Below are 25,013 nucleotides of genomic sequence, written 5' to 3' on the forward strand. Positions count from 1 at the left end.
TGCGGACCGAAGTTAGACCAAGAGCGGGTCCGGCAGGTGCCTGCCAGCAGCATAATCATGTGGCCGCGCAGTTCCCTCCACGCTATTCTCACACACGGTGGGGTTGAGGGACTCGAGCCTGCACGGTCGCTCAGGCAGACTCTAAGTCTCGAATAATCCGCATGCATTTTTGCTCTGGTCGGGGGCGTTTTCAGGATGGCATCGCGTCGGGCGGGAAAAGGCTTCTTGGCCGCGTACAGCGTCGATGACACCTACCTCTTGCGACCGGACCGTGCCGCAGGGCGGGCAGGAATCCGTTCTGCGCGCGACCGCGATTCACGAGACGTACTTATCAAGGTCTGGCCGCGGACGAAGGGTCTCGACGACAGCGATCTGGAAGATGTGTGGCGGAGCGAAATTCGACAGTTGCAACGTCTAGCGGCTGTACCGCGCGCGGACGACCTTTTCGTCCAAATGACAGCAAGTGGGAAAGATGCGGAAGGCTTCTATCTTACTCTTGATCCCGGTCAGGGCAGCCCGCTTGAAACCTTCCTTCAATCACGCCGAAAGCCGGAAGTATTGGCTCAGGCGAGGCAGGCGCGCTATCGGCGCCTCCTTTGGGCGAACGCACGACGATTGGCCGAAGCATTGGAGTTGCTACATTCGCAAGGAGCCATTCATCGTAATTTGGACCCGTGGGCAGTGATCACGTCGCTGACCGAAGAACCTGACTTCCGCCTTACGGGTTTCGAATGGTCGATGCGGATAGCTACCGTCGCTGGAAGGCATCGGAGAAAACTGGAAGCGCCTCGCAGCGATAACTCCTTTTCATTCGCGCGCGACTGGAGAGATCTGGCGCTGCTCTTTGCACTGTTCCTGGACATACCGAGCGGTCCGCTTGGTGACCTGAAAGTCATCCCGTCTCGGGTTGCCGACCATGCTTCGGCAGCAGAAATCCGACTGCTCAGAATAATGCTTGGTCTGGAGCGGGTCGAGAGGCTCAATGGCGAGTTTGTTTGCGGCCGGATTGACGAGATCACAAGTAGCATTGCGGCGGACGTGGCCGGTAAAGAAGCGCGGTTATGCCTCGCCTTGCGTCTCGGCCAGGATAGCCGGTTAGCCGAGGCAATTCGGCGCGCGTCAAATCAGCAGATCGAGACATCTGACGAACCGGAGCAACTTCGGTTCGTTGAAGATGATCTCGGGCGTCAGCCCCACCTTGTAGCGATCAAGGACGGGGATTCCACGCGGTACGCGCTTCTCGGCCAACTCCTCACTTATCGCCTATCCCCTTACAGACAGCCCGGGACAAACGAAGAGCCGCGTTGGGAGTTCGCGTTTTGCGAGCGAACCGATGCGGACGCCCCTGTATCCGCTGTTGTCGTCGGCGACACACACATTGACTCCGGCGCATTGGAGCTTGTGCGGAATGCTGAAGCGGCGCAGCGATTTCCCCGGCGCAGGGGCAAGGTCCAACGTTGGGACGAATATCAGGCACGCGCTGTTCGATCGGCTGCACGTAAGACAGATCTCGATCGCTTGCACCAATCATTTGCGCTGCTTCTCGTCCTTGAAATGGCCTATGCGGCCGCAGATGTTTTCCCCGTTGAGATCATCTCCAAAGCACCTAATCCGGGTTTGGACGTGCACATCATTCATCTTGTCTCAAGGCAGGATGCTGAACGCGCTAAACTCTCGGATCTTCTGAATTTGGACGCGCCAGCCGTTCGTCTCACGAAAATGCTCGATGGAGACGACGTCCGTGAAGAGGGTGCATGGACGCTCTCCGAACCAGGGATGCTCGGCGAGCGATCGCCCACAACGACAAGCTGGCGCTTCGTGGGCATGGAAGAGCTCGACGACGTTGAATGCCTGAAGTTCGAGGGCACCTCGGCCCCTCCACAGCGCGTTGTCGCGTTCCTGGCGCCGGCCGGACTTAATGGTCGTATAGCCCAATTCAAGCGTCGCTTGAAGGCATTAGCTGCCCTGAGGGAGCATGCCGAACTTCTGCGGATGTTGGTCGATCCTCGCCTTCGTATTCATGACAGCCAAGATCCGCTTGATGAGACCAGCGAGGCATTCAAGAATCTCGACCCTTCCAAGCAGAAGGCGCTGCGGGAAATTCTATCGACGATCCCTCTGTTCTTTCTGCAGGGACCACCTGGCGTCGGCAAGACGTACCTTGTGGGCGATGTCGTCCGGCGCAGGTTTGATGATGAGCCCACTACAAGAATTCTACTCTCAGCACAAAGCAACTCAGCAATCGATCATTTGATGAGTGAGGTACAGTCAATCTTCCGTGGTGTACATGCTGACGCCCGACCATTGATGGTGCGCGCACGCTCGGTCGATGATGATGAATCTGCTGGAGAGCTAGAGATCGACATCCAAGCAGACCGTCTCCTTCAGACCCTTGCCGACAGCGACCTCGTGGGAGAGGCGACAACACACGTTCGCGATCGCGTTCGGGAGCTTGCCGATGCTCGTGCCGTATCTGGGCGCAGCCGCCGCACCTCCGGTGGCACGCTGGGCCGCCGAGCATCGGCGGAATTGCGCGCATTCGAGGGAATGATTCTGCGTGCCGCAAATCTTGTCTTTGCAACGACTAACTCATACGCAGTCGAGCGACTAATCGACGAGCGAGGTCTGTTCGACTGGACGATTGTAGAGGAGGCCGGCAAGGCAACCGGTGGTGAGCTGCTGTCTCCGCTTTTGCTATCGCATCGTCGTTTGATGATCGGCGATCACAAGCAACTTCCGCCATTTGATATCGACAAGATCTCGAAGATTCTCGCGGCGACGGATAGGATCAAGCAGGTCGTGTTGCTCGTCGATGATCTAGTTTCTCGCTATCTCAGGGATCAAGGTATTGACGAGATGCTTCGCGAGATCGAGGCGAGCGAGAGCGATGATGATTTCGGGAGATCTTGCGCGGATACGCTCGAGATTCTTGTACTGTTTGAGACTTTTGTCGAAAGAGAGCTGAAACGCCAGAAAGTTAACGACAAGGCGCGTCCCATCGCCCGGCGGCTGAACGAGCAGTACCGAATGCACCCAGCTATTGCGCGCATTGTGTCGGACTGCTTTTACGATCAGGATCTCATCACCAACCCAAGGAAAGAGCGGGTCTTTCTCACGAGCGCACCTCCGATTGTGTCAACCGATGCGAAGCGACTTCCGGAGAGCCCTGTCATTTTCATCGATATGCCGTATTCAAGGGCAGAAGGGCCTGGCGGACGCGCCGGCGACCGACCGCCTCCCTGGTCCAATCCGCAGGAGGCGAACGCTGTCGTCGAGACCCTTCGCCTGCTCCGAGTCAGGCAATCGGAAAAGCCGTCTTTGGCTGTGCTGTCGCCTTATTGGCAGCAAGTGATGATGCTCAAGCAGCGGATCGAGCGCAACATTGACGGCACACTGTCGCACTTAAAAGAGTTCGCAGCAGCAATTGACTTGGCCGAATTCTGCGGCACGGTCGATTCATTTCAGGGAGGCGAAGCCGATGTTGTCGTTGTTTCGCTGGTTCGAAACAACGCACATTCCACGCCGGCGCGGGCACTTGGGTTTCTGCGCGACAACCGTCGTATGAACGTGCTGCTAAGCCGAGCCAAGTGGCGACTGATTGTTGTCGGAAGCCTTCAGTTTTACAAGGATGTGGTCGAGCGGTCTGCAAAGTTGCCCGACCAGGACGTCGGATTTCTGGGAAAATTCTTTGACTCACTGAATCGAGGGGTCGCAGCCAAGGAAGCGTCGATCGTGCCGTGGGCCCAGTTGAAGGGGAGCGCGTCATGAAGACTGTGTATGTCACATTTCCCGTCTTACGCGGCGCGCGGCGGTTCTTTATCGAGAAGGGGCCGCGATGGAGCTTAATTGAGCATCTCTTGCTCGACGCGGTATGTCGCAAGCCACGAGCGGTTGCGGAGCTTGCCTTGCAGTCCGGACTCCCGCGCAGAGTCGTCGTAGAGGCATTCATTCGCCTTATGCGCGCAGGCTGGGTCGAGATGAGCGTTACCAGCAGTGGTCTGATATTTCGTGGGACAGCGCTTGGAGCCGAACAAGCTCCGAAGGGACAGCTACCTTCGGTCACGGTTATTCAGCCGAAGTATCGAGGTTTTGCAATCGAGCAGGTAACCGGCGGGGTGTTTCGTGGCCGTGAATTGGATGTGCGGCCTCAGAGTCGGTTACCGACATCTTCCGACGACCAAATCGTAATTCACTTGGATGGTTCGCCCATTCATTCGGGCGGAGACCTTAGTGAGGTCTTTACAGCAATTGAGGGCGAAGACGAGCTGATTGTTGGGGTCGACAGAAGCACCGACAAGCTTGTGGAGCGCTATGCAGTGGTCGCGGTGCGTGACGAACTGATTGAGGGCCTACCAGCTCGTGCTTCAAACGGACTTCGAAACTTGATCTGGGCAAGGGCGAAGGAAGTGGCGGTGGCGACAACTGCGCAGCCGAAAATTCTGGCGCAAATCCGCGAGCACGAGCAAGCCACCATCGTTGATGGGGAGGTGTGGGTCTCATCCCCAGCGTTGTATGAGCACGACGACATTATCATAGATGGGGAGGCTCACGAGACGGCACTTGATCGTCTCATTCGAAATGCGACTGAGCGTTTGATCATTCATTCGACGTTTATCACGGAGGCGCGGGCTGACTCGCTATTGCCCAAGCTTCTCGGGGCTGCCGCGAAAGGTGTGTCGATTGACATCTTCTGGGGTCAAGATGACGTGAATTCGAGCACCTCCTCGTCGCGCGTTGCCGCTGAAAGACTACAAAGTTTGGTGGCGCGTGAAGGTCGGTCGGACTCGATCATCGTCCATCCTTTTTCGACCAACTCGCACGCCAAGATCGCCGTCGCGGACAACGGGAAAGGCAGGTGGGTGGCATTGGTCGGCTCGTGCAATTGGCTTGCTTCGGATTTCTCGAGCTTCGAGACATCGATCAGGTTGCGCGATCCCGTTCTCGTCGGTCAGCTCATTCGGCGGTTGGCGGGACTTGCCAGGGGGCGGCCCGGTATTTGGCACGGCGCCGCGATCGAAATGACGGTTCTGGGCCGGCGAGTGGAACGACTGCCGCGCGGCAACGGGCGTACTGTTCCGATGCGCCTCCTATTCGGATCCGATCATGCAAAATTGGCCTTGGAGGCGCGCAACCGTGCGGAGAGGCGAATATTTGCTCTCAGTCATCGCTTGGGAATTGCGGGCCGCCCGGTGACTCTTCTGCCCATGTTGGGGGCGGTTAGAGCGAAGAATATCGATGCGCGGGCTTACTACGGCCGGACTACCGGACCGCTCTCTGGGGTCGATGGAGCGGGCATGGCGCGAGAGTTCGCGGCTGAAGGAGTGGCAATACAACCAGTTCACAAGCCGCGGCTGCACGCGAAGGTACTTGGCTGGGACGATGACGCATTAGCAATAAGCAGCTTAAATTGGTTGTCCGCTGATCCACCAGATGCAGAGCCTTATCGAGAGATTGGCGTCCTGATCGAAGCTCCGCGAATTGCGGACAACTTTATCCGCGTTTTTGAGAACGCCAGATCGATATAGAAGTAGCCGTAGCCTCTAAACGGACTCAGCAACGTCGCGGTCTCTCCCTCTTACTGGCTGGCTCGTAGTTACACTGCGAACTGCTTCGCACGAAAGTCGGCAACCCTGGATTTCCGTGCGACAAGATAAGTCCTGTATTCTGCCAACAGACCTTTCGTATCTGGAGTGCCATCACTCAATAACTCGTCAGTCGTTGACAGGGCTTGATCGAGGGTCACGCCGCCGGCTGCATCGTCCATCAAGCGGTCAGTCAAGCCACGTTCAATATCAAGGCGAAGACTTTCAGTCAGAACAGAGCGCGCCTCGAAGTATATCAGCCGAAGGCCAAATAGCCGAAGGCGATCATCATCGAACGCTTGGACGATCGACAAACGATCCTGCCAGCTCGCATTATGAAACGCGGCCATGCGCGCTTCATCTTGTTGGTCAATGAATTTATCATGGATGCGTCCCTCCGCATGAGCTGACGGCACCCAAGGCTGTCGTGTTGCGACGTAGGCAGAGACAAGCCGCGAACAAAGTGTCGGGTTCTCTTTTACTTGGCGAGCAATAGCTTCGAGCGCTTCTATTTCCTGACCATCGAGCATCAGTTCCGGAGCATCATGGAACGCCGTCAATGTCGGGGCTGCGTTTATTCGGAGGCGACGGACAGGACAGGGCTTTTGGGTGAGTTCGGTCGCCAGCTCATCGTCGGTCATCGCTGCAAAGCGGCCAACGTCGTGACCCAAGCTCAAGCACAACCGGCCGTTAGTCTGATTTGGATCGCGGCCAATGAAAACCACCGGGCTGTGGTATGCCTGATTGGCGAAAAATTCGGTGAGGATGAAGCCGTCTTCAGTTTCAACAAAATCAGCAACAGTTGCCTTCTTTGAAAAGCGTACAAATCTCTGCCAAAGGTCGGGCGAGCGTTCATGTACAAGTCGGCATAGTTCGACCGTGGCAATGACGTCTGACAGGGCGTCGTGCGCCGGTCCAGAGGCGACGCCGTTAGCGAAAGCCAGTTGATCGAGACGAAAGATTGGGCGGCCTTCGGGGCTGGTCGGCACGTTGAGACATGCCGGCGACACGGCAGCAGCGGCCATCACCAATCCCCACACATCTGCTCGGCAGTTGTTGTGATTGCTCGTGAGATACGGGGGATGAAGCGTTTGAAACAGCGCGTGTCGCAGCATCTCTTCGTCAAAACGGATCGAGTTGTATCCGGCAAAAATCGCTGGCGACCACGCACGTAGTTTGTGCTGGAGTGCTCGCACCATGTCGTAGTGCGATGGTAGGCCGGAATCTAACAGACGCTCGATGGGCAGGCCGTTTGTACGTAGAGCTATCGGGTGGGGGACCACATGCGGCAGAAGCCGTGTGCGCGCTTCGAACCGATCAATCTCAATGAGATCCGCATCGGTGCGAATCGCTGCGAAATGCACGATTTGATCAAAACCGTGTTTCAAGCCCGTCGTTTCAGTGTCAAAAAAGACGAAGCTCACAGCTCATCCTGCTGCTAAAAGCGCCCCGCCAACCGAAAGCGCATCGCTGCAGCACTGACACGAAATCGACGAGCCAACGCTGCGATTCGATCATCATCCTCAATGTCGAGTCCTTCGGCATCCAATACGCCAACTAAGAGATCGTGCGGCATCAACAATTCCGACGCAAACGCATTGGCTTCGATCTCAAGTGGATCGAGGCCTTGGGATGAAATGTCGTCGCGAAACAAAACGTGGAAGCTCTTGTCAATGTGGACAGCCTTTCGAATCTCGTCAGCGTGCAGTTCATGGTGAGCGAGTTCATGGGCCGCCGAGAAACGCTGGCGATTCGGATGATGAAGAGCGTTCACGCCAATGATGCCAATCCCGTCCTTTATGTAAGCCATTCCCGAGAGGTCTTCTTCGAGCGGCGCGTACTGCAACACGATGTTTCGTGACTTGATGATTCGCTCCACCGGTACCGGCGCTCCCTTCACGCCGAAATTCCGAACGATAATGCGAGCCGCCTCTCGTGCTCGCTCGGGGTTTGCGGTCCTCATGAGCCGGTCTTCGTAGAGCCACGCTGCGCAAGCGCGTTAGCAATCAGATCGTTTATCTGCGCCTTCCCCCGCGGCGTCACGGTCTCGTCGGACAGAATCATATCAAAGCCCTCCTCGTTTGATCGTTTCGGGGGCGCCGGCAGAAGCTCTGCGGCCTTTGAAAATTCCAGCGCCGTTGCCAAGCGATAGACGTGATGTAGCAGCACGTTCTGTCGACCGCTCTCGATGTTCGCTATCGAGGCCCGCGATATGCCGACCCGGCCCGCGAGCTGGGCTTGGGTAAGCTCAAGGGTTTTTCGCCGAGTGGCAACGGCGCGTCCGAATGCTCGGTAAATAGCTTCATCCGACATGACCCATGTTTGTCCTTCGCAATTCATAATGTCAATATCGCAAACATTATGTGTTTAATACAATCATTACAATGTGCTCATTGACAACATATCGGCATTCTGGAATCCATAGCCAACCGATGGCTCAAAGACTCGGGCGGCGGCGAGCAAGAAGGAAGCTGAGCATGTCCAAACGCATCCATGTCGTTCCCCATGATTCCGGCTGGGCGGCGCGTCGTGAGGGGGCATCGCGGGTCGGATCAACCCACAGCACCCAGGCCCAAGCCACTGAAGCGGCGCGCGGCACGGCTGTTCGCGAGCGCGGCGAGGTGGTGATCCACCGACCGGATGGCCGGATTCGCGACGCGAACTCCTACGGCAATGACCCCTTTCCTCCGAAAGGCTGATCTTGAGGGCCGCGCCTGGTGGGCGCGGCCTTTTTCTTAGGCGCGTTCAACACGCGTGCAGGCGACATAAGGACTCGACGATGCAAAAGCTGGCGGCGGTGCAGAGCGACGATTTCAACCAACCAAAGGGGATCCAGCGGTCACGCCGGCTTCCAGATCCCAAACTCGGCGCTCTCTGGAACTCAATTATCCTCGAAGAGCGATTGAAGGCACAGCTCCTTTCCCAAGCGATGCTGAACTTCACGATGCGCGGGAGAGTCGATCGCAGCGTCATCCCCCTGCATGGCGTCATCCTGCTTGTTGGGCCACCCGGCACCGGCAAGACTTCGCTAGCCCGTGGATTGGCGCATCGAACCGCTGAATCCTTCCAGGGCGCCGGGTTTCGTCTCCTCGAGGTCGAGCCACATACTCTCACCAGCTCGGCGATGGGCAAGACGCAACGGGCCGTCTCGGAATTGTTTTCGCAGTCGATCGCCGAGTCGGCTGCCCGCGGTCCGACCATCGTTCTGCTTGATGAGGTCGAGACGTTGGCGGCTGACCGATCGAAGATGAGCCTTGAGGCCAATCCGATCGATATCCACCGCGCGACCGACGCCGTTTTAGTCCAGCTTGATGCTCTCGCCGAGCAGCATCCGAACCTTCTGTTTCTTGCCACTAGCAATTTCCCGCAGGCCGTCGATGCGGCTTTTACCTCGCGCTGCGACCTTGTTGTTCAGGTTCCCTTGCCCGATCGCGAGGCGTGCGCACGTATCTTGAAGGATTGCCTGACTGGTCTCGGCAAGACTTATCCGGCCATCGCAAGGTTGCAGACGACGGCGGGTTTTGATCGCTGCGCAGCCGAATGCATCGGCCTGGACGGGCGCGCCATTCGCAAGATGGTGGCCAACGCTTTGGCCAGCACACCGCAGACCGCCATGAATCCGGAACGGGTGACGGCCGAAGACTTGCTTGCCGCCGCGCGGGCCGCCAAGGCGGGGCGTATGTCGGGAGACAAAACGTCGTGAGTACTGTCGCCAGTCGCACCTTCAAGAGTACGCCCGAACGAGACGTCGCCCGAACGTGGGCCGCCATCGTCGATCTGCTGACTCAAGGCAGGAGCGGCGATGCGCGTACTGAGCTTCTCGCCGTCGCCGGAATCGCCGCCAGCGTGATCGCGGATCAGGCACCGAAGGACGCCGCGATCACGGTGACCTGCGACGGTCCTCGCACGCGGATCTATTGTCTCTATGACGATGACGCGGTCGAAGGTTCGGATGCCAACGAGGAGGCTCTTGGCTTCGACCCGCTCAAGGGAGACTGGCGCGTTTCGCTCCCCTGTTTGACCGATGATTTGGCCTGGGTCCAGGCCGCCCTGAAGAAACACAGCACCCGCATCACGGCACGCGATCTCGATGAAGCGGTCTCGGGCACGGACGATGCCACGACGACGAAATCGCAAGCGCTCGTGTTCGACCCGAAAGGGTTTCTCGGATCATGACCAGCGTCGCCGTCAACACCTACACCCACTCTGTCACCTATGTGGCGGATAACATCCTCAAGAGCTTGAAGGACATCATCCGGCTTAGTGGTCTCGACCCATCGGAATTCGTCGGTGACTGGGAAACTAACATGCGCGGTGTCCAGACGTGGTTGAACACAGGCGATCTCGAGACGGTAAAGCTGGAGATCTACAACCCGAAAACAGACGCGCTGATTTTCCGCTGGGATATCGACATTTCATACGGCTGGTCCGGCGGGGACGGCAGTTTCTGGACCGATACCGACCAACTCAGATACGCGATCAAGAAAGCGGGGCTAGCGCCAAGCGAAGCCCGCTATCGGTTGCTCGTACACACCAAACCTGGCCGCCCTGACGTCGTTGGCTGGAGCACAACGACCGGACGCTCGACAGATGGGATGGTGCGGCAAAGCCTTGGAACGACCGTTGAGCATAGCGGCCTCGGCGCCAGAACATCGTATTTAAGGAGAGCCTGATGCTCACGATCGACGAGGCATTCCGGAAGTTCAAGAGCCGTTTGGAGTTGAACGACAAGGAACAGGCGAACGCATCGGCGCGGCAGACGGAGGTTCGCGACTATCTGGACACCAAGTTCAAGATCGATCGAAGTTTCCTGACTGGATCGTATGCACGCTGGACCAAGACGAAACCGTTGAAAGATGTCGACATCTTTTTCATTCTGAAATCATCCGAGGATCACTATCGCTCGAAATCGCCCTCGGTCGTCCTGACGGATTTTCGCAACGCCCTGGTCGACAAGTATGGCGATAAGGCCAAGAAGCAGAACCGTTCCATCAACGTAGACTTTGGCGTGAAGGCGGATGCCGACGACAACACGGACTATCGCGTCATCAGCGTGGATGTGGTTCCGGCTTTCGATAAGAATGACGACTTCGAGATTCCTGACGAAGACTTAGGGAAGTGGATCAAGACCAATCCGAAGATCCACGCTGAAAAGGCGACGGCGGCCCACCAAGCCTACTCGAACGAGTGGAAGGGTCTGGTGCGCATGGTGAAGTACTGGAACAACAACCCAAAGCACGGTGAGAAGCCGATCAAACCTTCGTTCCTCATCGAGGTGATGGCATTGCAATGCCTGCACGGGGGCTGGGGCGGAAGCTTCGACCGTGAAATGCAGGGTTTCTTTGCAACCTTGGCTGATCGCATCTTTGATCAGTGGCCGGATCCCGCTGGTCTTGGTCCTGCGATCAGCGATGGCATGGATACCGCACGGAAGACGCGGGCACGCGAGCTTCTGCGTGCGGCAGAACGTGAAGCTACGCTCGCGATCGATCATGTACGCCGAGGCCGCAATGGTGATGCTCTGCGAGCTTGGCGTGAATTGTTCGGCCCGAAATTTCCCCTCTCCTGACGGTTAGCCGCCAAAGCCATAGCGAGGTGTCGCAGTGTCAGAATGGTCCCTCTCCCAGCTTCTTTCCTCGTTGCACGAGGATATCCAACAGCGTCTCGCAACGGTCCGGAAATCGTTCAACCACCCAGGGACCAAGGGCGATGCGAGCGAGAATGTCTGGATTAGCATGTTGGAGACGTATCTGCCGAAGCGCTATCAGGCGGCTAAGGCGCATGTGGTGGACAGCCTCGGGAATTTCAGCCAGCAGATCGATGTGGTGGTCTTCGACCGCCAGTATTCTCCTTTCATCTTCACATATGAGAACGAGACGATCATTCCGGCTGAGAGTGTTTATGCTGTTTTTGAGGCGAAGCAGACGGTGGATGCAAGCCTGGTTGGCTACGCGCAGGATAAGGTTGCAAGTGTTCGTCACCTGCACCGAACAAGTCTTCCTATTCCATACGCGAAAGGCGTCTATCCAGCAAAACCGCTGATCCCGATCTTAGGCGGACTCCTGACTTTCGAGAGTGAATGGAGTCCCGCGCTGGGTTCCTCTCTTGAGAAAGCGTTGACCGCCAACATTGACGACGGAAGAATCGACATTGGCTGCATCGCTTCTCATGGCCACTTCTACTTCGATCAAACGACCGCAAGCTACAGCTTTGTTGGTGAAACCAAACCGGCGACGGCATTCCTGTTCAAACTAATTTCTCAGCTTCAATTCAGCGGAACTGTGCCGATGATAGATGTGGAGGCTTATGGTCAGTGGCTGACAAAATAAGCTACCCGCGCTTGCGCGTCTCACCGAGCCGGACCTCTGGAAAATCGCACCACAAACACTGGTAGTCACCCGAAAATTTGCTGCCTGTGGTTGGGGGCCCGAATCAGGCTAAAAGTCGCTGCCCTATGGGTTGATCGATGCCAAAACGTATCATTCTCTTGTCGGATGGCACCGGAAACGCGGCCGCCAGCATCTGGCGCACCAATGTCTGGCGCACCTTCACCGCGCTCGATTTGACAACGCCTGAGCAGGTCGCCTGTTACGACGATGGTGTCGGAACATCGAGCTTCAAGCCGCTCGCCATGCTCGGCGGGGCATTTGGCTATGGTCTCAAGCGCAATGTCATCCGCTTGTACAAGTTCGCCTGCCGCAACTACGAACCCGGCGCCGAGCTTTATCTTTTCGGATTCAGTCGCGGCGCGTTCACTGTCCGGGTCCTGACGGGCCTCATCGCAGATCAGGGTCTGGTGCGGCCGGAGTCGGAAGCGCACCTGGATGCGACGGCCAACAAAGCCTTCGCCGCCTATCAGCGCGCAAAATTTCATTCGTGGTATCGCTTTGGCAACCTCATCCGATGGCCAGTTGAACTGATCCAGTTCTGTTGGCGCCGCGTCCTTGGCAAGACCGCGTACGATAAATCCCAGAATATCCAAATCCCGGAAATCTGCTTTCTTGGCGTTTGGGACACGGTGGCCGCCTATGGCCTCCCGATGGACGAGATGACGCGCGGCGTCAGTCTTTTCATTTGGCCGCTTGAACTTCCTGACCGCCGCCTGTCTTCAAAGGTCAAACGCGCCTGTCACGCAGTCGCTCTGGATGACGAGCGCACCACGTTCCATCCGGTCCTGTGGACGGAGGAAGGAGAAGCCGGCCGTGCAGCGAACATCGCCGATGAGAGAATATCGCAAGTCTGGTTTTCAGGCGCCCATGCCAATGTGGGTGGCGGCTATCCCGATGACTCCTTAGCGCACGTGCCGCTTTTCTGGATGATCAAGCAGGCGCAACGCTGCGGACTGCAATTCAAGCAATCACCGGATGCGGTCGCGGATATAGAAGCCGGCCAGGACCGCGACGGCCGCCTGTATGACTCGCGAAGCGGCATGGGCGGTTACTATCGTTACGGGCCCCGCAAAATACAATCACTCAGCAATATGAAGTTTTCGCTCACGAGCGGAAACTCCGTCCACATTGCCTTGCCCAAAATTCACGTCAGCGCTCTCGAGCGCATGCGCAATGGCGCCAATCCCTACGCGCCCATCGGGATTCCAGAGAAGTACGCGATCGTTCAAGATGACGGCTCAATCGTGGACGGTTCGACCCAGGAGCCGGCCGCGGTCGCGGCAACACGAAAGGTACAGCAGGAGCCGGTCTGGAATTTGGTCTGGTATCGCCGGATGGTCTACTTTGCCACCCTGGCGGCTTCTTTCCACCTGGTTCTGTTTCCGCTCCTGTACGGCGCGAACAAGGTCGACGAGCTCAGCAGCGCTTTTCGTCCAGTATCTGAGCTGCTGCGTCTCGCAGGTACATTTCTGCCCGGGATCTTCGGGTGGTGGATCAATTCGTTTGCGGCCTTTCCGGGCTGGTTCTTGCTCAGCGCGCTGGCGCTCGCACTCCTGATGTATCTGGGCTCCACGCTCGGCGCCGCCATTACCGGCCGCATGCACTGCGTATGGCGTGCAAACGTGCCGCGGCCGGGCTTGGCCCAACGATTATCAAATTACTTTTTGTACTATTACCGCACGTGGCTCCGGCGTTTCATCCTCGTATCCGTGAAGCGCTATCTGCTGCCAGTCGCATGGGCGGCGTTCCTGCTGTATTTCGGGGCGGCGCTTCTAAGCCACATTGCCTTTAACTTCTGGGATGCCTCAGCCTTCATTTGCAAGGCACATCTGGAAACCAAAGGCCTTGCGCCTGATGAGAAGGTCGAGCTCACCTTCCCGAGCAACTCAATGTGTTTGGCTACGGCCATCGGACTTGAACGGGGCGCTCGGTACGCGATTAATATGGTAAGAAGCGACGATTGGGGGGACGGTACGTTCACATCGCCAATCGATGGTTACGAAATTTCGGAACTGCCCGACTGGGTTGAGCGCCTCAAGAGCTTCGCTCTCCTTCCTCTGCGCCGCGTGTTCCTACGCGAATGGTTCCGGCCGATTGCACGCATCGGCGCCTATGGCAATGACGAATATTTTCTCGATCCGCCCGCCGACGACCCTGCACAAACTAAAACCAAAGAACTGCTGTCTGCATTTACCGCGCGCAAGAGCGGCGAGCTCTTCCTATATGTCAACGACGCAACCATTGGCCTGCCGTCTTGGGCAAAATACTTCTACGAGGACAATCGAGGGACGGCCAAGGTGACCGTACAACGGCTCAGAGGTCGATAGCCCTGCTTCGCCGTTGCTATGACGGCTACAATTCTTGCTGCGGTGAGTCGGCGCTGGAGCTTCCAGCAGGGTTCTCCCGCTATTGCGATTTGGCCCGCGAGATCGTCCAGCGTATTCGCGGCGCGGCGCGGGGTTGGCGTGCGAACTCCTCGGCTCACCAATTCAGAATGTTGAGACCCGGCGAAAATTTTTTTGGAAAATTCCGCAGACTAAATCGCAGACTAATTCGATTTCTAGTCTGCGGAGTCTTTGGAGATCAATCTAAAAAGTGAAGATTACTCATAAGCTTAGATGGCGCGCCGGAAGGGATTCGAACCCCTGACCCCCAGATTCGAAGTCTGGTGCTCTATCCAGCTGAGCTACCGGCGCCAGGGCGGGAACGGGCCCGACGGGCTTTCAGTCTTGGATTCCATCGCGAAAGTCAATGTTCGTCGCGACGACCTCAACGCGTCGCGACAGCATCCCGACGGGTCCGTCGCATCGCACTGGAAAGCGCCGGCTCCAGCCCCGTCGATCACGAGTAAAGTTCCGTCGCGGCCGCTGCCGACACCTTTCCATCGCTTACATCGTCGCCCAGCAATTGCCGGTCGCGTTCGGCCGGATTGCCGTTGCCGCCACCGCCCGCGGTGGAAATCACGACGCGGTCGCCGGTCTGCAGCGTCGTCACGAGCTTCGAGGGGATGATCGTGATTTCACCTGACGCCGCGCGAATCTCCGACTCGGCCATGCCGCCCGGCCCGCCGCCGTCGGAACCGCCGGCCGCGCAATAATGCCGCTCTCCGCGATGCGTGAAACGCACCTCGCCTTGCAGGATTTCATATTCCTTCATGATTCCGAGCCCGCCGCGCTGCCGGCCGGCACCGCCGGAATCCGGCTTGAGCGCGATCCGGTGAACGCGGATCGGGGCCTCCATCTCCATCGCCTCGGCGGACAGATTCATGCAATTGGTGACGTCGGTTTCAATCACATCGACGCCGTCGGTCCGGATACCCGCGCCGCTCCCGCCGGCGATCATCTCGCCGGTCACAAATGTCGTGCCGTCGGCGCGCTTGCCGCCGAACATGATGGCAAGCATCTCACCGCTTGCATCGGCGGGAATGCGATCCGGAATGACCGGCCGCAGCGCGCCCAGGATCGTTCCGGTGATCCGCTTGATGGTGGCGGTCCGCGCATTCACCGCCGCAGGTTCGACCGGATTGACGATCGAGCCCTTCGGCAGGTTGAGCGTGATCGGGCGGAAGCAGCCGGCATTGCTCGGGATCGCCGGATCGGTGATGGCGCGGATCGCGAAGCAGGCGGCCGCGAGCGAGCCCGACGGCACACAATTGAACGGACCTCGCACCTGATCCGAACTGCCGGTGAAGTCGCAATCGAACTGGCCATCACGGATCGTGACGGCGACCTCGAACCGGATGCGCCGGTCGAGATCGATTCCGTCATTGTCGTTGAAATCGACGTAACGATAGGTGCCCTCGGGCAGCTTGCGCAACGCTTCCCGTGTCATCGTCTCCGAGCGCGCCAGCAGCGTTTCAAAGACCACCGGCAGCGCGTTGTGGCCGAGCAATGCGGCCAGTTCCGACAGACGACGCACGCCGACATTGCAGGCCGCAATCTGCGCATTCAGGTCCCCGATCACCGTATCCGGGATCCGGACATTCTGCCGGATCATCGCGATCAGGGTCTCGTTCATCTGTCCGTCGGAGCACAGCAGCAGCGGCGGAATGCGCAGACCCTCCTGGAAAATCTCGGTCGCATTGGTCGGCACCGAACCCGGCGACAAGCCGCCGACATCCTGGTGATGCGTCATGGTGGCGGACAGCGCGATCGGCCGCGCCCCCGAAAAGATCGGGCGGATGACCGCAATGTCGGGAAGATGCGTGCCGCCGAGATACGGATCGTTCATGATAAAGGCGTCGCCCGGCTGCATGCGGTCGGGTGGGAAGGCCTTCAGCACGGTCGCCACGACGGGAATGAGGGTGCCCAGATGAACCGGGATGGCGCAGGCCTGCGCCAGCGTTTCCCCGGTCAGCGTGAACAGGCTCGCTGAGGCATCGAGCCCCTCCTTGACGATCGGCGAAAAGGAGGACCGCAGCAAAGTCTGCTGCATCTCCTCGGCGATGCCCTCGAGCTTGTTGCGCACGACCTCGAGCGTGATGGGGTCGATCGCCGGTGTCACCCTGGATTCAGACATCGCCGATTTTCACTGTCGTTCGAGGACGAGATTGCAGGCATGGTCGACCCGCCCCGACCAGCCCGGCTCGATCAAGGTCGTGGTGTCGGATTGCTGCACCAGTGCAGGCCCGGAAAATGCGAAGCCGATTGCCATCGCATCGCGGGCAAGCACGCGCGCTTCGACCGCCTCCGAAATGCCGGCGACATGGATGCGCCGGGACGGCAGATCGACGGTTGCTCCCGAGGCTGCAAAGCGCATCTCCTCGATCATGTTGCTGCCGCCCGCCTGATGCACCGCGCGCAATGCCGTGATCCTGGCCGGAGCGCGGAACGCATGACCATAGACGCGGTCATGCGCGATCAGGAAGTCTTCATAAAGCGCCTCCGCCACGTCCGGGCGCGCTTCGTCGAGCGGAATTTCCAGCGTAAACGACTGCCCAATGTAGCACATATCGGCGAAATGAGTGATTGCGACATCCCGGCGCGCGACATGCTCGTTCGCCATGAGGGAGTGGGCGCGGGCATCGAGTTCGCGCAGGCTGTCGCGAAGTGCCGCGACATCGAGCGTGGCGATGGCCGATGCGAATGCGGCCGATATTTCGTGCTCCACCGGCGCCGCGAGCAATCCCGCTGCGGCAAGCACGCCCGGCAGACGCGGCACCACGACCCTGCGCATCCCGAGTTCGCTCGCCAATGCCGTGGCGTGCAGCCCTCCCGCGCCCCCGAGCGGAACCAGCGAATAGCCGCGCGGGTCGATCCCCTGACGGACCGATACCTGGCGGATGCCCTCCGCCATCTGCGCATTCAACACGCGATGGATACCAAGCGCTGCGGCCTGCATCGACATGCCAAGCGGACGGGCGACGGTGGTTTCGATGACCTCGAAGGCAAGCCGCGCGTCGAGTTTGAACGTACCGCCCGCGAAATAGTCAGGATCGAGATAGCCGAGCACCACCGAGGCGTCGCAGACGGTCGCCTGCGTGCCGCCGCGTCCGTAGCAGGCCGGGCCCGGCTCCGAGCCCGCCGATTGCGGACCCACCTTCAGACCACCGGCGGCGTCGATGCGCGCAATGCTGCCACCTCCCGAACCGATCGTGTTCACGTCCACCATGGGCGTGCGCACCACGAATCCGCCGACATCGCCCTCGGGCCGGATCAGCGGCTTGCGTGCGCTGATCAGCGCGATATCGGCGGAGGTGCCCCCGACATCGATGGTGATAAGATCGTCATCCCCGGAGGCGGATCCCGCAATGCGTCCGCCGACAACACCGGCCGCCGGCCCGGACAGGAAGAGCCGCACCGGCCGCCCGCGCGCAACCATGGCGCTGGTCAATCCGCCGCGCGATTGCATGACCTGAAGGGGCACCGGCGCGCCGCTTCGGGCCAGACCGTCTTCGAGACGTGCGAGATAGCGATCGACGGTCGGCTTGAGATAGGCATCGAAGGCGGTTGCAACGGTGCGCTCATATTCACGGAAGGCCGGATCCACTTCATGCGACGTGGAAACCAGCATGCCCGGGTGCCATTGCGTGATTAGGTCCCTGGCACGCCGCTCATGGCTCGGATTGGCGAAGGAGAACAGGAATACGATTGCAATCGCCTCGACGTCGTGGGCGACCAGTTCATCGACCGCGCGCCGCAACCCCGCCTCGTCGAGGGGGGTCACGACCTGACCGGTCGCGGACATCCGCTCCGCGACTTCCTTGCGCACGCGTCCGGGCGCGAGGAAAACCGGTGTCTGCGGGCGCAGCAGCACATCGTACATTTCGCGGCGCGATTGCCGCCCGATCTCAATGACGTCGCGGAAGCCCTGCGTGGTGACGAGGCCGATGCGGGCGCCCCTGCGCTCCAGCACGGCATTGGTCGCAACCGTGGTGCCGTGCGCAAACCGCCCCAGCGCTTCCGGCGACACCGCGCGTTCCCGGCGCAGCACATCCAGCGAGGCAAGCACCGACGCGCTCGGGTCCGCGCGCGTCGTCGGCACCTTCATGATATGAAGGGCTCCACCCGGCTGGCGGCACACGACGTCGGTGAAGGTCCCGCCGACATCGACACCGATCTCCCAGCCTCGGTCGGAGGCGCGATCCATAGGCTAATCCTGTCATGTCGGGAACGGCCAGGCCGTCACTGCAAAACAGATATCCATAGTGAACTATATGTGATAGTGTTCACTACAGATCGCCCTTCGTCAAGCGGCGTCCCTGCTGCTATTCGAATCTGAAACACGAACTTAAGACCCTGCGGGCTTCGGCATCATGGACATCACATCGCCAAGCACAAGGATTGACGCTTCATCGGACAGGCCCGTTCCGGACGAGGCCGCTGAAAACCGCTGGCTCGGGCTGCGGCTGCGGCAGAGTCGCAGGCAGCGCCAGCTTTCGATCCGCGAGTTGGCACTCAAGACCGGACTTTCCGTCGGAATGGTCAGCCAGATTGAACGCGGGCTTTCCACGCCCTCGCTGCGCTCGCTGCGCCTGCTGGCCAATACGCTGGAGGTACCGATTTCGTGGTTTTTTCCCGACAGCCCGCAGGCGATGGCAGAGCGCCGCTATATCGTGCGCAGCGACCAGCGTCGCAGGCTCAATGTGCCGCATGTCGGGATCGTGCAGGAGGTGGTGAGCCCGAAAGATCCGGGAGCCATCGAGATCTATGAAATCATCCTGGAGCCGGGCGCTTCATCCGGCCCGGAAGCCTATCGGCACAACGGCGAGAAAGCAGGCCTCGTCTTGACCGGCATGCTGACGATCCAGCTCGACGGTGATCAATATGTGCTTGAGCCGGGCGACAGTTTCCGGTTCCCCAGCACCCTGTCGCACCGGTTTGCCAATCCGGGCAGCGCCCAGACCCGCCTGATCTGGATCGTTCTGTCGGCGAATGTATCCGATCATGGCTCCCGAGAATCGCCAAGTGTTCATTCAAATTGAAATTTCTTGAAATATTTCATTTGGTGTGCGAAGTTCGCACTCCCGCTTGCGGTCGCTCTGGGCACAATGGCATCTGATTCCGCAAACACGCTCCCAGTCCTGATTGTCGGCGGCGGGATCGGCGGTGTCGCTACCGCGCTTGCCCTCTCCAGGCGCGGTCGGCCGGTTCAGGTGCTGGAACAGGCCCACGAATTTCGCGAAATCGGAGCCGGCATCCAGATGCCGCCGAACGCGTTCAAGGCATTCGCCGCGCTGGGCGTACTTGACGCGGTTCGCGCGGTTGCTGCCTACCCGGACGATCTGAAGTTCGGCGACATGCTCACCGGCGAGATCGTGTATCGCGCACCGATCGACGACGGCTTCATTTCGCGCTTCGGATATCGTTACGCGCTCCTGCATCGCGCCGACATTCTCGAATGCCTGGTCGCGGCCTGTCGCGAATCCGATCTGGTAACACTGACTCCTGGGGAAAGGGTCACGCGCTTCACCGATGTCGGCGACAGAGTCGTGGTCGAGACCGCGGCCGGCACAATCTACGAAGGCTGCGGACTGGTGTGCAGCGACGGATTATGGTCGCTCGGACGCGCCGCACTCATCGACGACGGATTGCCTCCGACCGATGGCTATGTGTTGTGCCGCGGCGTCGTGCCGGTGGAGGACATTCCCGAAGAACTGTATTCGAAGACCGTCACGATGTGGGGTGGACCGGGGCTCGACTTTTTCCACTACCCGCTGCGCCGACACGAGATATTCAATATCGGCGCGAGCTATTTCGATCCGCACATCCAGCCCGGACCGAATTATCCGACGATCACCAGAGAGCACTTTCTCCGGCAGTTCAAGGATGCATGCCCGCATGTAAAGGCGCTGCTCCAGCATATCGACGTGAGCCGGACCTGGGTGCTGCACCACCGCCTGCCGGTCAAGGACTGGTCGAAGGGCCGGGTTACCTTGCTGGGCGACGCCGCCCATCCGACCAGCATCTACATCTCTCAGGGCGCATGCATGGCTCTCGAAGACGCGGTCATTCTCGCCGAGATCGTCGGCGAGACGTCGTCGATCGAGCAGGCATTCGAGCAATACCGGAACGCGCGTTATCTTCGCACCGCCCGCATCCAGTTCACATCGCGGGAGTTCGGAAAGCTCTATCATGCCCGCGGCGTGCAGCGGGAATTGCGCAACCGGCTGCTGTCCCAAGCTGGCCCCGGAGCACTTGCGGACGCGCTGGCATGGCTGTGGGGAAGCGACCTTTCTGCAACCCAAGAAGGGGTTTGCTGACGCGCCGTTGCGACGTCGGTTCATGGCGATGGCGGCGAAGGCGGAGACATCCGGGCCGCGAAACTGATTGACTAGGAAACTTTATCGCGGTAGTTTCCTAGTCAATCAACGAGGTTCCGATGCGTTCCGCTCCACCGACCTCCGAACTGACCGACCATATCGGTTACTGGCTGCGCTACGTGTCCAATCATGTCTCGCAGGCGTTCGCCCGCAAGGTCGAAGCGCATGGCGTGACCGTGGCCGAATGGGTGCTGATGCGCCAGCTTTTGAACGAGGACGCCATTGCGCCAAGCCGCCTCGCCGAGCGCATGGGCATGACGCGCGGTGCGGTTTCCAAGCTGGCCGAGCGGCTGATCGCCAAGTCCATGCTGGTGCGCGAAGCCGACCCGAATGACGGCAGGGCACAGACGCTTGCTCTCACCCGAACCGGCCGGGCAATGGTGCCCAAGCTGGCAGCTCTGGCCGACAACAACGACAGCGAATTCTTCGACCACCTTGCGCCGACGGATCGCGCGGCGCTGCTCCGCATCCTGCGAGCGATCGTCGAGAAACGCGGGCTCAAATCCCTGCCGGTCGACTGACGACGTCCATCGCGAAACCTCACGACGAAAGAACATCGATATGAACACGAATTGGCAAGACGTGGCACGCGCCACGCTTGAAGGCTCGGAATCGGGCGCAATGACTTTCGCCGAAACCCTGCGAATGCTGGCTGAAGCCGGGGTCGAGGGCTACGCCGTCGATTTCCGCCGCTCGACCCGCACGTATTATACGCCGGAAGGAGAGGCTGTCGAATTGGGTACGGAGCGGACGCCGGCTCGCGTCGCCGAGCCCTTCGACGCCGCAGTCATCAAGGCGGCGCTGCGCGAGGCCCAGGCGCAGAGCCCCGGATACACCTACAGGGGCTTCTGCGCCAAGGTGGCCGGAGCAGGCTGTGCCGGCTATCTCGTCTCTCTCATTGGCAGGCGGGTGCTGTATTACGGCCGCACCGGCGAGACGCACACCGAGTATTTTCCCGGCTCCCGGCCGGCGTCCAGCACAGCCACCGTTCGCTCCGTCACCAAGACCGTGCGGCTCGACTGCGACCCGCAGGCGGCCTTCGAATTTCTGGCCGACCTCGGCAACTGGCCTCGCTGGGCGGTGGTGAATGTCAAAGCCACCAGCCGGTCCGCCGATCCGGACTGGTGGGACATGGTCACTCCGCGCGGCGCCGCCCGACTGCGCATGCGATCCGATGCGCGCTACGGCATCCTCGATCACGACTTCGTCGATGCCCAGGCGAGCTGGACAGTGCCGGCGCGTGTGATTGCCAACGGCTCCGGCGCCGAGTTCATGATCACTTTCTTTCAGCCGCCGGCCTTCACGGACGCATTCTTCGACCAGCAGATCGAACTGGTCGACGTCGAACTCGCGAAGCTCAAGGAATTGCTCAAGGTTGCATGAAGCGAACGCGCGCTCGCTTCACCGATGAAGGCTGAACGCTGAATTCGCAACGCCGGTGCAGACTCCGAGGCGTGAATTTCAGCGCCGGTGATATCGGCGACCGCCGCAATTGGAGAGAGCGATCGATCCTGCGGCGCGCGAAACCAGTCGCGGGCAGGATTGAAAGCGCGGCGTGGCAAGTTGAAAATGGCGCGCCCGAAGAGATTCGAACTCCTGACCCCCAGATTCGTAGTCTGGTGCTCTATCCAGCTGAGCTACGGGCGCATTGCCACGCGAGGGGCGACCTGAGCATGATCCCGAAACGCCACCTGCTATCCATCGCACGATAACAGACGAAAAATCGGTCACGCAGGGCGCTGGGCCGGCGCAACGGCGGATAGCTATCGTCCCCCTTCCCGGATGGCAAGGCTTTTCGCGGCAATGACCGCGGTCAGGCGCTTGCGCGCTCCTCCCGCCAGGCGTCGAGATCCACTGCCTGGTCCGGAATGGTGAGATGGAAGGTCGCGCCGATCGTACCCTCGACGAGGCGAATTTCGCCACCATGCGCACGGACGAGTTCGGCCGCGATCGCAAGGCCGAGGCCGGTCCCTCCCGGACGGGCCGATCCGGAAAACGCCTGAAACAGGTGCTCGCGCGCCCGCGGCGGAAAGCCCGGGCCGGTATCGGAGACCTCGATGACCGCCACCCCGCCCTCGCGCCGCCCGGTCACGCGGATCTGATCGCGCAGCGGATTGTTCGGGGCTCGCGCCTCCAGCGCCTGCACCGCGTTGCGGGCCAGATTGAGCAGCACCCGGAACATGTGATCGTGATCGGCGTCCATCTCAAGGCCGCGTTCGATCGACACGATCCAGCCGATATTGCTGTCGGCGGTCAGTCCGAGGGTTTCGCGCACCTCTTCGACCAGCGGCTCAACCGGGATCATCCGCCGGTCCGGAGGCGCCTCCTGCGCGCGTCCATAAGACAGCGTCGACTGGCAGAATTCGATGGCACGCTCCAGCGTGCGCAGCAGCTTCGGCGCAAACCGCTGCACCCGCGGATCGCGCACGCTGGACAATTGATCCGACACGAGCTGCGCCGAGGCCAGCATGTTGCGCAGATCGTGGTTGATTTTCGACACCGCGAGTCCGAGCGCCGCAAGCCGCGAGCGCTGATGCAGCATCGAAGTGAGATTGCTCTGCATCGAGGCAAGCTCGCGCTCGGTCACGCCGATCTCGTCGTTGCGCTTGGACACCTTGATCGTGCGCGAGGGATTTTCCGGGTCGGCACGAAAGGACATGATGTTGCGGGTGATGCGCCGCATCGGCCGCACAAACATGAAATGCAGCGCGAGATAGACCAGCGCCAGCGTCGAGGCCGAAATGATCAGCGAAGCCACCAGGACGTTGCGCGAAAAACGCAGCATGGCGCGCTGCAGCGGCTCGTTGCGGATCAGAATTTCTAGGAACTCGCCGTCGCGGGGCGCGGGACCGATCACCCGCAGGATGGCATCCTTGGAGTCGAACAGCCCGTGATACGCGCCGGCCACCGCATCGAACCAGCCGACCTCACGCAGATCGAAATTCTGGTGAGTTTCCGCGGGCATCTCGGAGACCGCGAGCAGCCGCCTGGTCTGGCCGGTCTTCATCACCACCGCCTGCGCACCGATACTTGCGAGGATGTCGCGGGCCAGGTCGTCCGGCACCATCCCGCTCGGCGCGGCATACAGGACCAGCGCCGCGGTGCGCGCCGCGGCGAGCCGATCATTCAGCCAGTTGAGCCGGAAGATCGAAACCGACGGGACATAAATCAGCACCTGCACGATCATGACGAACAGGATCGTGAGAATGAGGAGCTTGCCGGAAAGCCCGAAGCGCGGGGCGCGAACCGGGCCCTGATCGTCCAGATCGGTCATCAATGCTGCCTGTACGGGGCCGGACGGAATCAAATCCGGCCACAACGTCCTCATCCCATGATGAGGCCCAACCATGAACACGTCAAACCGGGCGGAAAAATTACCGCCCTGCGACCTTCCGCCTTGGTTAAGAGCGCTTGCGGGCGAGCCGATTTTGCAGGTCGGAGCCGTGCCGGGACCTCCGGACGCGACGAAAGTACCTGCCGTTGGGCCGAAAGCCATCGAGGCCAGGCCGCCGGCCCCCTTATGTCGATGAGGGATCGAAGGAAATCCGGACGCCCCGCGGCGGTCTGGCGGCGCGGCGGCCGCATTGACGACAAGGCGGCCGGTCCCGTATAAGCGCCCGGAATTCCGGCATCGGCGGCCTTCTTGCGGCGAGACAGTTTTGCTGCGACCCGTGGCCGCCTCCATGCAGGTGCACACCACCCGAACGATCCGGCATCGCGCCGCGACCAGCGGAGACTTTCCCCGTGAAACGGACCTATCAACCCAGCAAACTCGTGCGCAAGCGCCGGCACGGCTTCCGCGCCCGCATGGCCACCACGGGTGGCCGAAAAGTGGTGGCGGCCCGGCGCGCGCGCGGTCGCAAGCGCCTGAGCGCCTGATCCGGGGCGGCCCCGGAAGGCCGGCCCGCATGGAGCGCCTCAGGCAACGCGCGGATTTCCTGGCCGTCAGGGGTGGCGTCAAGGTTCCGTCTGCCGGGTTCGTCCTGCAGGCCCGCGACCGAAGCGACAAGGGCCCGCCCCGGGTTGGCTTCACGGTTTCCCGCAAGGTCGGCAACGCCGTCATCCGCAACCGTGTCCGCCGCCGTCTGCGCGAAGTGGTACGGCTCAGTTCGGAGGGTGCGTTGCAGGCCGGACATGATTATGTGCTGGTCGGGCGGCGGGCGGCATTGTCCGCCGCTTTTTCCGAACTGGTAGCGGATTACGGCCGCGCGATCAGGCGCATCCATACGGTTCGGCGCAAGCCAGGATCAATGCAGGTTAACCCCGGACCCGTGAGCTAAG

21 protein-coding genes and 2 tRNA genes are annotated in these 25,013 nt (G+C 60.2%); 15 read left to right on the forward strand and 8 right to left on the reverse strand.

Translation table 11 applies throughout. The features are described from left to right. The first annotated feature begins 225 nt into the window (after positions 1–225). Together AB7F49_RS15210 and AB7F49_RS15215 are read left to right on the forward strand one after the other, a co-directional pair. Positions 226–3,768: an AAA domain-containing protein gene (locus AB7F49_RS15210; RefSeq protein ID WP_428523737.1), complete on the forward strand. Its 3,543-nt coding sequence runs from the start codon at positions 226–228 to the stop codon at positions 3,766–3,768. Then, a complete protein-coding gene (locus AB7F49_RS15215; protein WP_428523738.1) occupies positions 3,765–5,525 on the forward strand; it encodes a phospholipase D-like domain-containing protein in 1,761 nt (586 codons plus the stop codon). The genes AB7F49_RS15210 and AB7F49_RS15215 overlap by 4 nt, the downstream gene beginning before the upstream one ends. A 68-nt stretch (positions 5,526–5,593) precedes the next feature. Here AB7F49_RS15215 and AB7F49_RS15220 read toward each other — a convergent pair whose 3' ends face one another. From AB7F49_RS15220 to AB7F49_RS15230, 3 genes are read right to left on the reverse strand one after another with little or no spacing between them, the layout of a single operon-like run. Further along, a complete protein-coding gene (locus tag AB7F49_RS15220) occupies positions 5,594–7,006 on the reverse strand; it encodes an exonuclease domain-containing protein (protein WP_428523740.1) in 1,413 nt (470 codons plus the stop codon). 14 nt (positions 7,007–7,020) lie between these two features. After that, positions 7,021–7,545 (reverse strand): ImmA/IrrE family metallo-endopeptidase, encoded by a 525-nt coding sequence (locus AB7F49_RS15225; protein ID WP_428523742.1) that lies wholly within the window; start codon positions 7,543–7,545, stop codon positions 7,021–7,023. Then, complete coding sequence (locus AB7F49_RS15230) at positions 7,542–7,895, reverse strand: helix-turn-helix domain-containing protein (RefSeq protein ID WP_428523744.1); 354 nt, start codon at positions 7,893–7,895, stop codon at positions 7,542–7,544. The genes AB7F49_RS15225 and AB7F49_RS15230 overlap by 4 nt, the downstream gene beginning before the upstream one ends. 164 nt (positions 7,896–8,059) lie before the next feature. On the opposite strand from AB7F49_RS15230, the gene AB7F49_RS15235 reads away from it, so the two are divergent. The 7 genes from AB7F49_RS15235 to AB7F49_RS15265 all read left to right on the forward strand — a co-directional run bounded on the left by AB7F49_RS15235 (position 8,060) and on the right by AB7F49_RS15265 (position 14,298). Then, on the forward strand, positions 8,060–8,281 hold the full coding sequence (locus AB7F49_RS15235) for a DUF2188 domain-containing protein (protein ID WP_428523746.1): 222 nt from the start codon (positions 8,060–8,062) through the stop codon (positions 8,279–8,281). Positions 8,282–8,361: 80 nt separating this feature from the next. Beyond that, positions 8,362–9,285, forward strand: coding sequence for an AAA family ATPase (locus AB7F49_RS15240; protein ID WP_428523748.1), 924 nt, complete (start codon positions 8,362–8,364; stop codon positions 9,283–9,285). Beyond that, positions 9,282–9,758, forward strand: coding sequence for a hypothetical protein (locus tag AB7F49_RS15245; protein WP_428523750.1), 477 nt, complete (start codon positions 9,282–9,284; stop codon positions 9,756–9,758). The genes AB7F49_RS15240 and AB7F49_RS15245 overlap by 4 nt, the downstream gene beginning before the upstream one ends. Further along, positions 9,755–10,255, forward strand: coding sequence for an HORMA domain containing protein (locus AB7F49_RS15250; protein WP_428523751.1), 501 nt, complete (start codon positions 9,755–9,757; stop codon positions 10,253–10,255). The genes AB7F49_RS15245 and AB7F49_RS15250 overlap by 4 nt, the downstream gene beginning before the upstream one ends. Next, a complete protein-coding gene (locus AB7F49_RS15255; RefSeq protein ID WP_428523753.1) occupies positions 10,255–11,151 on the forward strand; it encodes a CBASS oligonucleotide cyclase in 897 nt (298 codons plus the stop codon). Before AB7F49_RS15250 ends, AB7F49_RS15255 begins: the two co-directional genes overlap by 1 nt. Positions 11,152–11,185: 34 nt before the next feature. After that, entirely contained in the window at positions 11,186–11,911 is a 726-nt protein-coding gene (gene nucC / locus AB7F49_RS15260; RefSeq protein ID WP_428523755.1) for a CBASS effector endonuclease NucC, read from the forward strand. 137 nt (positions 11,912–12,048) lie between these two features. After that, a complete protein-coding gene (locus AB7F49_RS15265) occupies positions 12,049–14,298 on the forward strand; it encodes a DUF2235 domain-containing protein (RefSeq protein ID WP_428523757.1) in 2,250 nt (749 codons plus the stop codon). A gap of 292 nt (positions 14,299–14,590) precedes the next feature. On the opposite strand, the gene AB7F49_RS15270 is transcribed toward AB7F49_RS15265, so the two are convergent. The 3 genes from AB7F49_RS15270 to AB7F49_RS15280 all read right to left on the reverse strand — a co-directional run bounded on the left by AB7F49_RS15270 (position 14,591) and on the right by AB7F49_RS15280 (position 18,559). After that, positions 14,591–14,667 (reverse strand) — tRNA-Arg (locus tag AB7F49_RS15270). A gap of 145 nt (positions 14,668–14,812) precedes the next feature. Continuing rightward, positions 14,813–16,489, reverse strand: coding sequence for a hydantoinase B/oxoprolinase family protein (locus tag AB7F49_RS15275; protein WP_428523759.1), 1,677 nt, complete (start codon positions 16,487–16,489; stop codon positions 14,813–14,815). A gap of 9 nt (positions 16,490–16,498) precedes the next feature. Continuing rightward, positions 16,499–18,559, reverse strand: coding sequence for a hydantoinase/oxoprolinase family protein (locus AB7F49_RS15280; RefSeq protein ID WP_428523761.1), 2,061 nt, complete (start codon positions 18,557–18,559; stop codon positions 16,499–16,501). Positions 18,560–18,725: 166 nt separating this feature from the next. Between AB7F49_RS15280 and AB7F49_RS15285 the strand changes: the two genes are divergently transcribed. The 4 genes from AB7F49_RS15285 to AB7F49_RS15300 all read left to right on the forward strand — a co-directional run bounded on the left by AB7F49_RS15285 (position 18,726) and on the right by AB7F49_RS15300 (position 22,115). Next, on the forward strand, positions 18,726–19,394 hold the full coding sequence (locus tag AB7F49_RS15285) for a helix-turn-helix domain-containing protein (protein ID WP_428523763.1): 669 nt from the start codon (positions 18,726–18,728) through the stop codon (positions 19,392–19,394). 66 nt (positions 19,395–19,460) lie between these two features. Further along, entirely contained in the window at positions 19,461–20,672 is a 1,212-nt protein-coding gene (locus tag AB7F49_RS15290) for an FAD-dependent monooxygenase (RefSeq protein ID WP_428523765.1), read from the forward strand. 119 nt (positions 20,673–20,791) lie between these two features. Further along, positions 20,792–21,253 (forward strand): MarR family winged helix-turn-helix transcriptional regulator, encoded by a 462-nt coding sequence (locus AB7F49_RS15295; RefSeq protein WP_428523767.1) that lies wholly within the window; start codon positions 20,792–20,794, stop codon positions 21,251–21,253. A 40-nt stretch (positions 21,254–21,293) separates the two neighbouring features. Continuing rightward, positions 21,294–22,115 (forward strand): DUF1398 domain-containing protein, encoded by an 822-nt coding sequence (locus tag AB7F49_RS15300; RefSeq protein WP_428523769.1) that lies wholly within the window; start codon positions 21,294–21,296, stop codon positions 22,113–22,115. A 187-nt stretch (positions 22,116–22,302) separates the two neighbouring features. On the opposite strand, the gene AB7F49_RS15305 is transcribed toward AB7F49_RS15300, so the two are convergent. Both AB7F49_RS15305 and AB7F49_RS15310 read right to left on the reverse strand, forming a co-directional pair. Continuing rightward, positions 22,303–22,379: transfer RNA gene (locus AB7F49_RS15305), tRNA-Arg, on the reverse strand. A 166-nt stretch (positions 22,380–22,545) separates the two neighbouring features. Beyond that, on the reverse strand, positions 22,546–24,006 hold the full coding sequence (locus AB7F49_RS15310; protein WP_428523771.1) for a sensor histidine kinase: 1,461 nt from the start codon (positions 24,004–24,006) through the stop codon (positions 22,546–22,548). A 470-nt stretch (positions 24,007–24,476) separates the two neighbouring features. Here AB7F49_RS15310 and rpmH point away from each other — a divergent pair, with 470 nt between their 5' ends. Both rpmH and rnpA read left to right on the forward strand, forming a co-directional pair. Beyond that, a complete protein-coding gene (gene rpmH / locus AB7F49_RS15315) occupies positions 24,477–24,611 on the forward strand; it encodes a 50S ribosomal protein L34 (protein WP_428523773.1) in 135 nt (44 codons plus the stop codon). Between the two features lie 29 nt (positions 24,612–24,640). Further along, positions 24,641–25,012: a ribonuclease P protein component gene (rnpA, locus tag AB7F49_RS15320; RefSeq protein WP_428523775.1), complete on the forward strand. Its 372-nt coding sequence runs from the start codon at positions 24,641–24,643 to the stop codon at positions 25,010–25,012. Position 25,013: the final 1 nt, after the last annotated feature.

Origin of the sequence: Pseudorhodoplanes sp., from assembly GCF_050250235.1 — a bacterium.
Classification (GTDB): Bacteria; Pseudomonadota; Alphaproteobacteria; order Rhizobiales; family Xanthobacteraceae; genus Pseudorhodoplanes.